Here is a 14,808-nt window from a genome sequence, read left to right as displayed (position 1 = left end):
TATCGATTCACCGGCGATGACACATCGCAATTTCTTGCAATTGTTCTCGATTGACTTTGCCTTGAGAATTGCGCGGCAATTGTTCGACAATTACCCAATATTTCGGCCGCTTAAACTTGCTCAACTTATCTTCTATTGCTGCGTGCAGATTTTTGACCGTAACTTCGGAATTAGCGGGAACGTAGATAGCCGTAACGACTTGACCCCAATCTTTGTCTGGCAAGCCAATTACAGCAATATCCGCAACTAAATTAGTCGATCGCACAACGGCTTCAACTTCCGCCGGAAAAACATTTTCTCCGCCTGTGATAATTTTGTCGCTGCTGCGTCCGACGATATTTAAGTAGTTATTTTTATCAAAAAATCCCAAATCGTCTAATTGGAAGTATTGGCGATCGCCAATATTTTTAGGATAATAACCCAACGCCAAAGATTTAGCATTTACCACAATATTTCCGATTTGATTTTCGCACAAAATATCACCATTTGCACTCCGAATAGTTATTTTAGCATGGGGTAAAGTTTGACCGGAACTGTTATTGCCCGCGAGAAAATCTTCGGGTTTTAGTGTAGCAATTTGCGAGGCGGTTTCGGTCATGCCATAACTGGGCGCTAATTTGATTTGATAGTTTCTAGCTGTTTCTAAAAGTTCCGGCCAAGCGGGAGCACCGCCCAAAAGTACGGCACGAAAGCGTCCAAGCCAATTAGCTGTATCGGGATTTTGCAGCAGCCGTTGCAGTTGAGTTGGAACTAAAGAAATGAAAAATTCTTCGGGTTCGATATCGCATATTTTACCATTTTCTAATTCTTTAAATGGCTGAATTGCCAGTTGTCCGCCGCTAGTAAAAGAACGCATGAATTGCATTAAACCGCTGACGTGGTATAAGGGCAAAATGCAGAAAGAGTTGATTTTGTCAACTTGAAAATATTGTTGAAAACCTTGTACTGATGCGGTTAGTGTTTCCCAAGTGTGGATGGCAAAACGGATTTTTCCTGAAGAACCGCCGGTGGGAATCATGATTGTATCAAAACCGCTTTTTGTCGGCGAATGGAATTCGCGGCTATACAAACGAAGTTCGCCTTCGCAGACTGGGATATGGGGAGTGGTGGGAAGCGGGCATTGTCCCCAAATTAAGTCGGGTTGAACTAAATCAAAGACTTGTTGCCATTCTTGTTTTACCCAGTTGGGATTGCAGAGAAAAATCGGGCATTTGGCGGCGCGGGCGGCGGTGAAACTGGCAAGAAATTGCACTGGTTCTGCTTCGGCGATGCAAATTTTTGGGGGTGTTTTTTGTGCGGGATTTTGGGTGATTTCTTGAAATAGCCGATCGACAATTCGGGCAAATTCGCGACTGTCACAACCGATCAGCCAATTATCGGGCAAGCCACACGCGATATCCAGGATATTTACTGTTAGATTTGTTGCCATAGATGCTTTCACCAAGTTTCTCGCTTCAAAACAATTACAGGAGTTACTCACTCCGACAAAGAAATCGGGTTTTTTACCGAATTTGTCGGCTGCAACGCGTCTTTTCGTAAAAAACCCGGTTTCTGAGCCCCAGGAGTAATTTAAAATCTAAAATCTAAAATCTAAAATCGAATGATTGTCGTCGAACCAGCAATCGGTGCCGAAGCCGAGTGCTCTCTTATTTAAAGACAATTGTTTTGCTATATTTAAGGCTGCTTGTCTGCCGATTTCGGTTTCAAATACTGATGAGAAAACAGCGTCTATATTGTGAGTTTGACAAAATTTTCGCAGTTGGGATGGGGAACCGCATATCGCAGGTTTAATGACGAAAATGCCCCGCCAGCCTTGGCTGTAGCACTCTTGGATGCGATCGAGGTTGGCGGCAGATTCGTCAAGGGCGATCGGAGTTGTATAAATAGCATTCAATTCTACCATTTCCTGAAACTGTGTTACTGGCAGCGGCTGTTCCAAAAATTCAATGTCTGCGGAAAAGTCGGGAGTTGCTTTTACCTTGTCGCAAGCTTCCAGCCATGTTTTAGCCTGCGAGTAACTGAGTCCCCCGTTGGCATCTAAGCGCAAAAATCCTTTTTCGCGATCGCACAAATTGTGCATTACTTGGATTAGCTGCTGAAAAATCTTTAATTCTTCCTCAATTGCAGCAACACCAATTTTCCATTTAAACGTGCGATATCCCTCTAACCAAAGTATTGGTAAAGCCTGCAAAGCTGTTTCTCCTGCTGGCAATAAACCGCTGAACCGATTTTTTTCTTCCTCATTTCCAACCTCTCTCCATTGGTGACTGCTTAAGACTGAACCCGCAATCAATGTCGATTTTAGGCGAAGTCTAGATCCCCCTAAATCCCCCTTAATAAGGGGGACTTGGAGAATATTTCTTGTCCCCCCCTTAGTAGGGGCGGTGCCCCCGTGCCCGCCCTTGGTTAGGGGGAATCTAGAGTTTGATAGTGCCGACTCAAAGCCAAATTGACAAGCCGGCAATTCAGCGGAAATAGCAAAAATCATCTCTGATGAAAGATTAGCTGGCAACTGGTGACAAAAATCTAAAGCTTGCTCAAAACTTTCGGAACCAAACCAACTCAAAGGGGCAATTTCTCCCCAACCAATTCGATTATTTTCGTCCACAAGTCGCAGGATAATTCCTTCGCGAATATCCCAGATGCCGTGACTTGTTTGCAAGGGGCGCTTAAATTTTCGCTGATAAGTGCGAAACTCGAATTGATAAAGCATTAGTTTTTTAGTTAATCATAAAATTGTCTCACAACTGATCCAAACTTATCAATATTTTCAAAATGGATATTGTGACCAGCTTTGGGTACAATTTCCAGAGTAGCCGCCGGACACAAGCTGGCCATTTCGGTATTTATATTTATAAATTTATCATCATATTCTCCCGCTAGCAAGATGATGGGGATTTGATTTTGTGCGAGTTTTTCCCAGAGAGATGGCTGGTTGCCGGTTCCCATGTTGCGGAGGGATTTGGCTAATTCTAAGGGATTGTTTGCTAAGCGGCTTTCTATGAGTTTGTCGAAGTTAGGAGAGTTTTTTAAAGATTTGAATAAAGGGATATCGTACCAGTTGAATAAAAAATCTTTAATGTTGCTATTTTCCAGCTTTTGTGCTAGCTGTAAATCGGCTTGTCGGCGGTGCGATCGCTCTTTTTCTGTCTTCAATCCCGGCGAGGCAGACTCCAGCACTACTTTCTCAAATCTTTCTGGAAAATGTAATGTCATGTAAAGTGCCAATCGCCCGCCCATTGAATAGCCCAATAACAAACATTTGTCTATTTGTAAATCATTTAATAACTGGATCAATGCTTGGGCTGTATTTGATATATTGTAGCAACTTTCGTCGCCGCTGACTCTAGTTTCTCCGTGACCTGGAAGGTCAACTGCTAAGCAGCAATAACTGTTAAAAAGTAAGGGAATGACGCTGCTAAAGTCTTGACTGCTGCCCGTGAATCCATGCAAAAATAAAATTGTCGGCTGATTCTTGTTGCCAGTTAAGGAATAGTGAAATTGATAATGTTTAAAGTCCATCTACAATTATTAGTATAATTGCCGTATTTACTGAAATCTAATTTCCGCATCGCCAACAGAGATAACTGCCTGAAAACGAGTGAGAAAGTCCATACCAAGAAGACCATCTATACGAACATTTGGCGGTATATCGTGGGCAAATACGTCAAAATTTTCTATTAGTTGACCCACGCAATTAAACCAAGATACATTAATTACAGGAACATAGATTCTTCCTTGACCTGTAAAGATTTCTTGCCTGCGTAGAGGATTGCGCGTATCGTAACCCAAATCCTCTAATGTTTTAACTGGCAATATTGTGTAGCTGGCTCCCGTATCCACCAATAAACGCACCCGATACTCAGTAGCCTCACCATTATTTCCACCAATGGTTGCTTGCACCGCGAGCAAATTTCGTCCGTGACGCAATAAGCGATAAGCTTTTTGATAATCTGGCATTTTTGTTACAACATAGCTGCTAAGTCTTCAGGGATAGGGCCGGTGTATTCTATTGCCACCGATTTTCCCTTCCTTGACAAAGCATTATTGTAAAGCAAATCGCGCTCCGGTGAGTGTGCTAAAACTTCACCTCGAATTACATTCAAATCCTCATCCAGCTCAGTGTAAGCAATTAGCACCCACTCGCTAGGATATAAGTGGATGATTTCTTCTAGGCTCATGATTTTGTCAATTTCTGTTTGCGTACTCATGCTTTGATTCTCCTTTTGACCATTCAATGTGAGGTACGGATTGCTGAATTAAAGAAGATTTTGAGAAGTCGCCCAACTCTGCCAACTCGCCCAACTCCCTCAGCTTAGCAAACCATACCTCCAGTTTACCCGAATTCTCGATCGCCCGATCTACAAACCAAAGCCCAACGCCAGCAGCAATCCGCTCGAAAAATGCAGCGTAACTGCGATAAACTTAGAGTTGCTCACCTTTGCAGGTTGGTCGTGATAGTCTGTGACATGGCGGCAAAGGTCGATCGCAAATGGCAAACTTCCAAAAATCAACAGCGTCCAAATTGGGAACATTCCCAAAGCCACAAATAGCACAGTCAAAGTATAAACGCTGCCGCATAACCACTGCAACAACTGAGCACCTTTTTTCGTACCGAGTCGCACAATCGGCGATTTTTTTCCCGCCGCCAAATCATCCGCAATTTGATGAAAGTGGGAACAAAATAAGATGATACTCGTAGTAATTCCCACGATTACCGAAGCCGCAAAATTAGTTGCAGACCAAGTTTGAGTCTGACTGTAATAAGCAGCGGCGAAGGCTAGCGGCCCAAAGGTAAAAAAGCAAATTATTTCCCCCAAACCTTGATAGCCAAGACGAAATGGAGGCCCTTGGTAAGTGTAGCCGAGAGCACAGCACAAAACTACTAGCAAAATTACTGTTGGGTCTTTTTGCCACCAGCTTATGGCACAGATTCCCGACACTCCCACTGCTAAAAATAGATTTGCCAGCCCGAAAATTAAAGCTTTATTTCCGGTTAAATTAACTAGGGAATGCGCTTTATTTTTATCGATGCCTGTTTCTGAGTCAAATACATCATTGCTGAGATTCAGCCATGCTATAATCAAAATGGCTGACATTAAAAATGTCGAAAAAATTGACGAATTAATCGTTTGAGTTTCGGCAAAAGCAACTGCTGTTCCTACTGAAATAGGAATTACCGCAACGCTGTACATGGGCGGCTTGATTGCCGCCAGCCACAATTTACTATTTGGACGTTCAATTAACTTTGTTGTCATTACACAAACTTGATGCAATTGATAGCAGCGTAGTAATTTTACAATTTTATTGGTGAAGAAACTCTACTCTGCATCGGGTTTAGTGCGCGGGGGGTATCCGTTGACAGGCTTTGCGGGCGATCGCGCGCCCGGTAATGCCCGTCTGCAAACCTCTGTGGGGGCGATCGTATGAGAGTCGAGATTGAGTCGCTCAATCTTAAAGTTTTATGTCTAAATGTTTCGATCGATCGCGGGTTGGCGTTAGCTTTCGCGATCCGAAGGAAAGCCCTCGAAGAAGATCGTCTGTTTTTTGCCCCCCGCCGATCCCAAACTTTCCGGGAAACTCGAAAGGTCATGTTTTGCGATCGCCCTCCCGTGCTTAGATCGAAATAGGGGTTCTAGCGGGACAAAACCGCACTCTTTCTGACAAATCTGCTATTCTCGCTTTCATGACAGTAATACCGCACCGCGCTAATCTTTTACAAGACCGCAATCAACTGCATCAGTTTCTGTTAGATTGCCAGCAGTCTTTAACCGAAAAAGATCAAACCAAGATAGTTAGTATTTCTCAGGAGATTGCCCCCGTCGATCCGCTAGTTGTACTTCAAGAGATTTCCGAACCTTGCCAGCGGCACTTTTACTTTGAAAAAAGAGACCCGATTTCCGGCAACAGTTTTGCGATCGCCGCCCTAGATTCGGCCATCCATTTAACAGTAGCCGGAAGCGATCGATTTACCCTAGCTCAAAATTTTATTCAATCTTGTCTTGCCCGAACAATTACCATCGGTACAGAACGCTTGCCCTTCAGCGGGCCCCACTTTTTTTGTAGCTTTGCTTTTTTCGATGAGAATGTCGCGACCAATTCTTACTTCCCCCCTGGCACCGTATTTTTACCAAAATGGCAGATTACTCGCCTGAAAGATAGCTGCACAATTGTTGCCAATGCAATTATAAACCGAGATATAAATGTTAAAATTATCACGGATAATATTTGGGAAAATTTTGATAAAATTTCGTGTTCACCTTACAAAAAAATCACGTCTATTAGAAACAGCTCGATATTTTTCAAACAAATTCCTGTGAATGATGCCACTCAATTTAAAACATCCGTCAAGTCCGCTTTAGACTTGATCCACTCTCAATATTTCAGTAAGATTGTTTTGTCCCAAGCAATAAATGTCATTTCCCAAACCCCTTTCAGTTTAATAGATTCGTTAAATAACTTGCGCCTTACTTATCCCGGTTGCTACGTATTTTCCACCAGTAACGGCAAAGGTCAAAATTTCATCGGTGCCAGTCCAGAACGCTTAATCAGCATTCACAAAAATGAGTTAGTAACAGATGCCTTAGCAGGTTCCGCACCGAGGGGGAAAAATGAAGCGGAAGATGCGAATTTAGGCAAAGGTTTACTCAACAGCGAAAAGGATATTCGAGAACATCGAGTTGTAATTGATTTTATAGTCGATCGCCTGTCGAGTCTCGGTATCAATCCCGACTTTTCCCCGGTTCCCAGGCTACTGCAACTGTCAAACATTCAGCATTTGTGGACACCCATAAGGGCTAGAATTCCCCGTGATATTCATTTATTAAAGATTTTATCCCAACTGCATCCAACGCCAGCGGTGGCGGGCGTACCGAGAGACATTGCCCTACAGCAAATTCGCGGCTGCGAAAGCTGCGATCGCTCGTTGTATGCAGCGCCCCTCGGCTGGATAGATCGCACCGGCAACGGCGAATTTGCCGTGGGCATTCGATCGGCATTAATCGATGGCGATCGGGCTATACTTTATGCTGGTGCTGGTATTGTTGCCGGTTCGGAACCCGAAAAAGAACTAGCAGAAATTCAGCTCAAATTACAACCACTTTTAAATGCTTTAGTTTAGCAATATATTATAAAAATGATTGATTTTCGCAATACCAACACTCTCTGGTCTTCAATATTAGCAGAGACATTGCAACGACTGGGATTAACTACCGCCGTGATTTGTCCCGGTTCGCGATCGGCACCATTAACAATAGCCTTTGCTCAAAACAAAAAAATAGAAACTATTCCCATACTAGATGAACGTTCAGCCAGCTTTTTCGCATTAGGAATTGCCAAAAAATCCGGTTTTCCAACCGCACTAATTTGCACATCGGGAACCGCTGCAGCCAACTTTTATCCTGCGATAATAGAAGCCAGAGAAAGTCGAATTGCGCTGCTAATATTCACCGCCGATAGACCTCCAGAACTGCGGGACTGTCACGCCGGACAAGCGATCGACCAAGTGAAAATCTACGGCAATTATCCCAACTGGCAAGCTGAATTAGCGATACCTTCTGCGTCCAGAGGAATGCTAGACTATCTGCGGCAGACGATCGTGTATGCTTGGGAGCGATCGCAATTTCCAACACCAGGCCCCGTCCACCTCAACATCCCCTTTCGCGACCCACTTGTACCCGTTCCAGACATAGCTGTAGAAGTTTTAGAAACACAATTCAATCCCGAAGATTTCTTTGCAGGATTAGAACCAATTTTTGCAGGAGAAAGCTCTACCCCCCCCAGCCCCCCCTTGTTAAGGGGGGGAGAAGAAAGTACCATGCAACAGTGGCAAAAGTGCAGCAAAGGGATTATTATTGCAGGCGTTGCACAGCCTCAATTTGCCGAAAAATACTGTAGTGCGATCGCCCAAATTTCCAAATCCTTAAACTGGCCAGTTTTAGCAGAAGGACTATCTCCAGCTAGAAACTACGCCCAACTAAACCCCCATCTAATTTATACCTACGATTTAATCCTGCGAAACCGCGAACTAGCAGATAAATTAACCCCAGAAATCGCCATTCAAATCGGAGACTTACCCACAAGCAAAGAACTGCGAAACTGGCTAGACAAAACCCAACCAAAACGCTACATAATCGACCCCAGCCACCACAACTTCGATCCCCTACACGGCCAAACAATCCACCTGCGAACCTCCGTAGAGCATCTAGCCACTGCTATTTCCCCTCAAGTCCCCCCCCTTAGCAAGGGGGGGTTAGGGGGGGTTCTAACCACTGCTACCACTAATATCCCCCCTCAAATCCCCCCCCTAAACAAGGGCGAATCAACTCAAATCCCCCCCCTTAGCAAGGAGGAATCAACTCAAATCCCCCCCCTAAACAAGGACGAATCAACTCTTGTCCCCCCCCTTAACAAGGGGGGGTTAGGGGGGGTTCAAACCTCTCCCTCAAACGAATACCTCCAACTTTGGCGCAACACCGAAATCCAAGTCAGACAAACAATAGACCAAAAAATAGCAACAATTAACAACATAATCGAGCCCAAAGTTTCCTGGCTGCTTTCCCAAATTTTGCCGCCTGGAACACCGATATTTATTGCCAACAGTATGCCCGTCAGAGATGTAGAGTTTTTCTGGAAGCCAAACAACTTAGAAATAAAACCGTTTTTCAATCGCGGCGCTAACGGTATAGACGGCACATTATCAACAGCTTTGGGAGTTGCTCACCGCAATCTAAGCAGCATCCTGCTAACAGGCGATTTAACACTTTTGCACGATACAAACGGTTTTTTAATTAAAAATAAATTTGTCGGTCATCTGACAATATTATTAATTAATAACAACGGCGGCGGAATTTTTGAAATGTTGCCCGTTGCCAAATTTGACCCGCCCTTTGAAGAGTTTTTTGCCACGCCGCAGCAGATGAATTTTGCTCATTTGTGTGCAACTTATGGCGTGGAACACGAGGTAATTGAGGATTGGGAACAGTTCAAACAAAAATTAAATTTGCTGCCAAATAGCGGGATTCGCGTCTTAGAATTGCAAACAGACAGGCGATCGGATGCTAAATGGCGGCAAGATAATTTAGGTAAATTTGCCAAAGGTTCGTAGTAAGGACTTTTGTCAATAAGCCTTTCGCGGGCGGGCTCTTCGGCCCAACCCCTACACCCCACAAGCAGAAAATTCACTCTTTGTGGAACAGGCCCAAAAGCCTGTTCTTGGGAATGCTGCAATATCTCAGTTTAAACTGCTGGTTGAGCTAGCAGCGAATCTAACTCTCCTTCTGCATCGAGTTTGTGAATGTCATCGCAGCCGCCTACGTGTTGCTTATTAATGAAAATTTGGGGTACGCTGCGGCGTCCGTTAGCGCGATCGGCCATTGCCTTTCTAGCCGCTTCGTCGCCATCAATTTTGTATTCCGTAAAATTTACGCCTTTCCACCACAGCAAAGTTTTGGCGCGGATGCAGTAGGGACAGGTTTGCCAAGTATAGATTTCCACATTGGCTTTGATGCGATCGGGCTTGCGGCCCAAGATGGGATTGAGAAAATCAAGCATTTTCAGTACGGGGGTAAGGGTGGAACTCATTTAGAAATCATACCCAATGTATAAATTCCGCTGGTATGGGCGCATCTGCCAGAGGTGGGTTTTAAGCTGTCGGGCGATCGCATTGTGACCCAAATCACAATTTGACTCTACTCGGATCACTTGCTTTCACCCCTGACAATCACCTTCGCGGCCTCATTAATATCACCGATATTTTGAGGAAACCAGAAGATGATAAATATATCGAATTCAACCGCACTGCCATGAACCCCGTACAACTCCTCCCCGGCGCTATCTCTGAAATCCTCGCTTCTGTAACGGATACAGGCGTTTTGACTCTGGCCGATCGCTACGGTTTGATGGCCGCCACCTTCGACGACTCTCTGAATGACGAAGACAGAGGCTGTGTCAACCGCCTGCTGCGGGCGGTGCTCAGAGGCAGAGTCCAAGTAGTCAACGAACTTTCCGCAGCATTCTAATCGGGATTTGAAGTTTTGTTCTGAAGGCAAGGTGAGTCAGCGGTAGATGAAAATAGTGGAAACTCAGGCAGGAGTTGAAACAGCGGTAATTTGAATTCGATTTAAAGTTTTCTCCTCTAACTCAACAACGGTTTTTTTGTCAAAGCAGCCTTTACCGGCTGCTTTTTTTTTGATTTAATCGCGGGTTGTCAGAAACCGGGTTTTTACCAAAATACTGGATTCAAACCCTTAATCTCGGAAAAAACCCGGTTTCTTAAGTCTCTGTGTGTTTTTCGGTACTTCCAAGTCCTCTAATCGCGGATTTCGATGTTGTACTGGCGGCAGAGGGCGATCAGTTCTTGTTGGAAGCGATCGCGCACATTCTGGGGCGAGACAATCACGCAGTCTTTGCCGTACCGAAACACCTCTCGGAACAGCCAGAATCGGCTGGATACCCGCTTCACTACATGGCGCACGTCTCCCACCATTTCATTTGCCACATCGTCCTCCTCTTTGGCTTCATAGTTTCCAGCCAATCCCCTTAAAAAGTGTAAGTGTACTTCCAGATAGTCTATGGTTTCGCGCCAATTTTCACTGGCAGGTAGCAAGTTAACAATCTTGTCCAAACGCAAACACCGATTGTGAGCTAATTCCGGGATTTCTCTGGAGTCAGCATCGTCGCACCAGATTTCTAGGTACAGGCGCTTGTCGTAGAGGCGAATTTTGGCACTGCGGGCAGTAAATTCGCTCACTTTGTCTTTGCCGGACTGGTAAAACAGTCTGAACGGTTGGCGATCGTCAATCAGTTGATTGAGTCGAATCCGCCACGCTTCGGCAGTTTGGTTGACTTGTTCGAGCAACTTTTGCCGGAAAGGGGTTTCCAGATTGGCTTTGTCCAAAAGTAATGCCATGACGATCTGGGCGGCTTCGACTTCGCCAGAGTCGTTGAGGAATTTGACGGCTTTGTTCAAGGATTGTACCTGCACTGAATTGAGGGTAAAGGGTTCGCCCACTTCGATTTTTTGTTGGGCGATTGCGACCAGTAACCCAGACACACTGGGACTTTTGCCCCATAAGATACCGAGGCGAAGGGCGATCGCCTCTAGCTGTTCCTTGGTTCCGGTCGGAATTGAAAGTGTAATTGTCTCTTTTTTGCGGGGCATTAAACAAATTGTACTTGCACACTTGACAGATTGGGTTTTCAATGTAAATATAATTTTAGTGCAAGTACAAACATCCCAGAGATAACGAAGGCTATAAATTTCAGTCCTGGACGCATGGTAGTCAGAAACCGGGTTTTTTTACGAAAAGACGCGTTCTACCCGACAGTTCGAGTATAAAAACCCGGTTTCTTTGGTTTTATGCGTTCAGGACTGAATTTGAGAAACGTCGCCTGAGCCGGCAGTAGCACGAAACCGATTGTTGCTGAACGTCAATAATAGGGTGTAAGGCTATTTTGTCAGGGGATTGGAGGGAATTTTTCTCCTTCTACCCCTGTAAAGATAGAGTGCTAGAGACAATTTATTATGACTAGAAAAATTTATCTGTCCTAGTCGTCGAATTTGTTTACCCTACAAAAGTTAACCATGATCCAAATTTACCCAACGCTGACTGAACTTCAGGAAATTGCTTCACAACTTCCCGAACAAATTCCTTACCTCAACATGCTCGTTCTCTTTGGTTCTCGTGCCAGAGGTGATACTCACGCAAAAAGTGATTGGGATTTTGCCGCACTTTACGATGAAAAGCTTAGGGAAGAATATTGCCAAGACCGGGGATTTTCTTGGTTTGAAGTTCCAGGAATTTTGGGTCAAGTTTTTGGAATCAATAGTGATGAAATTGATGTTGTGGAATTACATCGCTGTTCGTCGCTAATTGCTCATTTTGTGGCGCGAGATGGAATTTTACTGTACGAAACAGAATTAGGTCAATTTGAAGCTTTTAAACAACAATATTTGATGACTAATGCAGAATTAGAAGTGCTGCGTCAGAATCTGCGACAAAAAATCGAGATTGCATTGCAAAGGAGGGGAGTATGAAGGAGATTGAGCCTGCGATCGTCTTAGCTAAGCTGGATTTTATGACAGACTATCTAGAGAGTTTAAGTTCTTTTGAGTCGATTACTTTAGAAGAATATCTTAGCGATCGGGGAAAGCAGTTAATTGTAGAACGATTGTTGCAACTGATCGTTCAAGTTGCAATTGATGTCAATCGATATTTGCTCAAGCGATTAGAAGTCCAGCAACCGAATAGTAACTTTGATGTTTTTATAGAAGTTAGCAACTGTGGCATTATAACAGCGGAGTTAGCTAGCATCTTATCTCAATCAGGTGTTTTGCGTAACCGTCTGGTACATCTGTATGACGAAATCGATCCTGTCAAAGTGCATCAAGCCATCGATATTGTATTGCAGAAATACCCGATTTATCAACGGCAAGTCTCTACTTATCTAGATTCTCTTCGAGACAATAATAGATCAGGAATAGATTAAAAATGGCAAATTATTCTATAACTCTTAAACCCGTGTACTCATGTCCCGCCCAAACGCTTCCATCAGGCATTACCTTACCTAGGGGCTGGGACGGACTCTCGCGGCATCAAGTCGAAACCTACGAAGCATTGAAAGACCCAACTATTGATGTTGTCTTCAATACAGCGATGACAGGGGACGGTAAAAGTTTAGCAGCTTTTCTGGCAGCCGTGACCAATCGCACGTACACTTTAGCAATGTACCCCACAAACGAACTGGCGCGCGATCAGGAAAAACAGGTAAGAGGCTACAAAGCACTGTTTAAACCGGAAAACGACCCGCAAATTTATCGTTTGAATGCAGCGATTCTTGAGGATTTTATTGCAACAAATAAACTTTCTTCAAAATTAGCAGGATTGTGCGATCGCGCGGACAACTCAGAGATTTTACTGACAAATCCCGATATATTCCACTACATCCACGATTTCCGCTATTTGCGGCGAAACAAAGAAGGTAAAGGAGATAACCCCGATCGCCTGTTTGCCAAGATTGACGACAACTACAAACTATTTATCTTTGACGAGTTCCACATTTTTTCATCTCCCCAAATTGCCAGCGTCATCAACGCCATCCTGCTAATTAAGCACACATTTCCAGGCAAAAAGTTTTTATTCCTCTCTGCTACACCGAACGATTTGTTAGAGGAGTTTTTATCCAAAGCTGGATTAAAGTATCGCATCATCAATCCAGTCAAGCAGGGAGGTTATCAGTTTTCAGCAGGTGACAACTGGCGGCAGATTAGTTATCCGATTAACTTGAGTTTTCCGCAAAAATTAGAGCCAAATCTGCGTTCCAGTTATAATTGGATTGTCGAAAATGCCGAAACAACAATTTTCAAATTTTTTCAAGATAATCCTGGGAGTAAAGGTGCAATTATCCTTAACTCGATCGCCGCTGTAAAAACCTTAGTCCCCAAATTCAAGGCAATTTTTGAACCGCTGGGATTGAAAGTCAGAGAAAATACTGGATTGACTGGCGAGACAGAGAAGTCTAAATCTGTTGAAGACGCGGATTTACTTTTGGGAACATCGACAATTGATGTGGGAGTTGATTTTCGGATTAATTTTTTGGTATTTGAAGCGGCGGATGCGGGGAATTTTATTCAGCGTTTCGGTAGGTTGGGGAGACATCCAGGCTTTGACATTTATCAAGCTTATGCTTTGCTACCCAACTTTATTATAGAAAGGCTGTTTGAGGCTGAAAATCACCCGCTGCAAGATGGCGAAACGCGCGATCGCATTAGTTTGTCCGACGCTATCCGCCAGCATTACGGCTATGTCAATGAGTTTAAGCAATATCCCAAACGCTGGGGAGGAATTCAGTCAGCTTGCGTGCATTTAGAGTTGGAAAAAAATTATCAGATGAAAACCAAGTATCCCGAAGCAGCGGATAATTTTGCAGCCGATATTGAGCAAGCTTTGGGAGTTACGATTAAACAGATGCGAGGGCAGCTTTTCCGCTGTATGGAAAAGGAGAAAAAGAAAATTATTGAGGAGGCTCGAAGTTTTCGGGGTATCAGCCAGCTAGATTGCGGCATTTATGACACGACTAATCCCGATGAGCCGGAAAAAGAACGGTTTAAAACTTACAATCTCCCCAGTTTGCTCAGTAACTTTCATTTTGATTTGATGACAAGCGCCGACTTTATGGAGAGAGCTAAAAAAGCTGGGTTAGCAGTCAGCCGCTTTGAGAAAGCTTTGTGTTATTTGAAATTGACTGGATATCGGGAATTGCGAGAAGATTGGCAGTTTTATTGCTCGCGAGACGATTTGGATGAGATTGCTAAATCCGGCAAGGTGCAAATCCTGAAAGGTTTGGAAGTGACAGGGGGAACTAACGAGATTAGCGGCAAATTATCTAATCGAGGTTTAGTGTGTTTTGTTTCCGATCGCGATCGCGCTACTTTGCGAGCCAAGTGTGGATTGCCCGTGCATTTCCAAGCCTATGCTTTGAGCGATCGATTTGATGGTAAAGCAAATTACACCATCGCGTTTGGGCGATCGGCACTGTTGCTGGAGACGCTGATTTGGCACTGGAAACCGCAGCAGGATGAAGGGTGGATCTGCTGAAAAGATTGAGGAGAAAGGGTTTTGCCCGACATCAGAAGGCGACAGTGTTTCAATCCCTGATAGGTATTTAGGTATTTCTACTAATGCAGCACTGAACTGCGCCCTTTGCTCCTTACTCAATAATACGCCATGTTGTTCCTGGCGACTAACCATAAGGCTACAGTAAGTCTTCATCAATAAGGCTACAGTAACTACTTGACATTCGCGAGGA

Annotated in this window: 14 protein-coding genes; 6 read left to right on the top strand and 8 right to left on the bottom strand. The window is 44.2% G+C overall.

Annotated features, from left to right (window positions below; all coding sequences use genetic code 11):
* Positions 1-7: 7 nt before the first annotated feature.
* The 6 genes from QT984_RS02145 to menA form a co-directional block, all read right to left on the bottom strand.
* Positions 8-1,429: a 2-succinylbenzoate--CoA ligase gene (locus QT984_RS02145; protein WP_333232840.1), complete on the bottom strand. Its 1,422-nt coding sequence runs from the start codon at positions 1,427-1,429 to the stop codon at positions 8-10.
* A 147-nt stretch (positions 1,430-1,576) separates the two neighbouring features.
* Positions 1,577-2,713 carry an o-succinylbenzoate synthase gene (locus tag QT984_RS02140; protein WP_333373021.1) on the bottom strand — a complete coding sequence of 379 codons (1,137 nt, stop codon included), beginning with the start codon at positions 2,711-2,713 and terminating at the stop codon, positions 1,577-1,579.
* 11 nt (positions 2,714-2,724) lie between these two features.
* Positions 2,725-3,522 carry a 2-succinyl-6-hydroxy-2,4-cyclohexadiene-1-carboxylate synthase gene (gene menH, locus QT984_RS02135; RefSeq protein WP_333208398.1) on the bottom strand — a complete coding sequence of 266 codons (798 nt, stop codon included), beginning with the start codon at positions 3,520-3,522 and terminating at the stop codon, positions 2,725-2,727.
* Positions 3,523-3,549: 27 nt separating this feature from the next.
* Positions 3,550-3,960: a retropepsin-like aspartic protease gene (locus tag QT984_RS02130; RefSeq protein ID WP_333052630.1), complete on the bottom strand. Its 411-nt coding sequence runs from the start codon at positions 3,958-3,960 to the stop codon at positions 3,550-3,552.
* 5 nt (positions 3,961-3,965) lie between these two features.
* The gene (locus QT984_RS02125; protein WP_333052632.1) at positions 3,966-4,211 is read right to left on the bottom strand and encodes a hypothetical protein; all 246 of its coding nucleotides are present in this window, start codon (positions 4,209-4,211) and stop codon (positions 3,966-3,968) included.
* Between the two features lie 150 nt (positions 4,212-4,361).
* Positions 4,362-5,258 carry a 2-carboxy-1,4-naphthoquinone phytyltransferase gene (gene menA / locus QT984_RS02120; RefSeq protein WP_333052635.1) on the bottom strand — a complete coding sequence of 299 codons (897 nt, stop codon included), beginning with the start codon at positions 5,256-5,258 and terminating at the stop codon, positions 4,362-4,364.
* A gap of 428 nt (positions 5,259-5,686) precedes the next feature.
* Between menA and QT984_RS02115 the strand changes: the two genes are divergently transcribed.
* Positions 5,687-7,120: an isochorismate synthase gene (locus tag QT984_RS02115; protein ID WP_333052637.1), complete on the top strand. Its 1,434-nt coding sequence runs from the start codon at positions 5,687-5,689 to the stop codon at positions 7,118-7,120.
* Between the two features lie 15 nt (positions 7,121-7,135).
* Positions 7,136-9,106 carry a 2-succinyl-5-enolpyruvyl-6-hydroxy-3-cyclohexene-1-carboxylic-acid synthase gene (gene menD / locus QT984_RS02110; protein WP_333373017.1) on the top strand — a complete coding sequence of 657 codons (1,971 nt, stop codon included), beginning with the start codon at positions 7,136-7,138 and terminating at the stop codon, positions 9,104-9,106.
* Positions 9,107-9,237: 131 nt separating this feature from the next.
* Here the strand turns inward: menD and grxC are convergent, their stop codons facing one another.
* Positions 9,238-9,552 (bottom strand): glutaredoxin 3, encoded by a 315-nt coding sequence (gene grxC / locus QT984_RS02105; protein ID WP_333269824.1) that lies wholly within the window; start codon positions 9,550-9,552, stop codon positions 9,238-9,240.
* A gap of 251 nt (positions 9,553-9,803) precedes the next feature.
* Here grxC and QT984_RS02100 point away from each other — a divergent pair, with 251 nt between their 5' ends.
* Positions 9,804-10,019 (top strand): hypothetical protein, encoded by a 216-nt coding sequence (locus QT984_RS02100; RefSeq protein ID WP_333052699.1) that lies wholly within the window; start codon positions 9,804-9,806, stop codon positions 10,017-10,019.
* 290 nt (positions 10,020-10,309) lie between these two features.
* Here QT984_RS02100 and QT984_RS02095 read toward each other — a convergent pair whose 3' ends face one another.
* Positions 10,310-11,203 (bottom strand): WYL domain-containing protein, encoded by an 894-nt coding sequence (locus QT984_RS02095; protein WP_333373013.1) that lies wholly within the window; start codon positions 11,201-11,203, stop codon positions 10,310-10,312.
* A 381-nt stretch (positions 11,204-11,584) separates the two neighbouring features.
* On the opposite strand from QT984_RS02095, the gene mntA reads away from it, so the two are divergent.
* The 3 genes from mntA to cas3 are packed head-to-tail and all read left to right on the top strand — an operon-like array spanning position 11,585 to position 14,597.
* Positions 11,585-12,037, top strand: a complete 453-nt coding sequence (gene mntA, locus QT984_RS02090) for a type VII toxin-antitoxin system MntA family adenylyltransferase antitoxin (RefSeq protein WP_333373010.1) — start codon at positions 11,585-11,587, stop codon at positions 12,035-12,037.
* A complete protein-coding gene (gene hepT, locus QT984_RS02085; protein WP_333373008.1) occupies positions 12,034-12,489 on the top strand; it encodes a type VII toxin-antitoxin system HepT family RNase toxin in 456 nt (151 codons plus the stop codon). Before mntA ends, hepT begins: the two co-directional genes overlap by 4 nt.
* 2 nt (positions 12,490-12,491) lie before the next feature.
* Entirely contained in the window at positions 12,492-14,597 is a 2,106-nt protein-coding gene (gene cas3 / locus QT984_RS02080; protein WP_333373005.1) for a type I-D CRISPR-associated helicase Cas3', read from the top strand.
* Positions 14,598-14,808 lie beyond the last annotated feature (211 nt).

It is taken from the genome of Microcoleus sp. Z1_B2, from assembly GCF_036700325.1.
In the GTDB taxonomy this organism is placed as follows: domain Bacteria; phylum Cyanobacteriota; class Cyanobacteriia; order Cyanobacteriales; family Microcoleaceae; genus Microcoleus.
The sequence above is the reverse complement of the archived record's forward strand: the minus strand, read 5'-3'. Positions and strand labels throughout refer to the sequence as shown.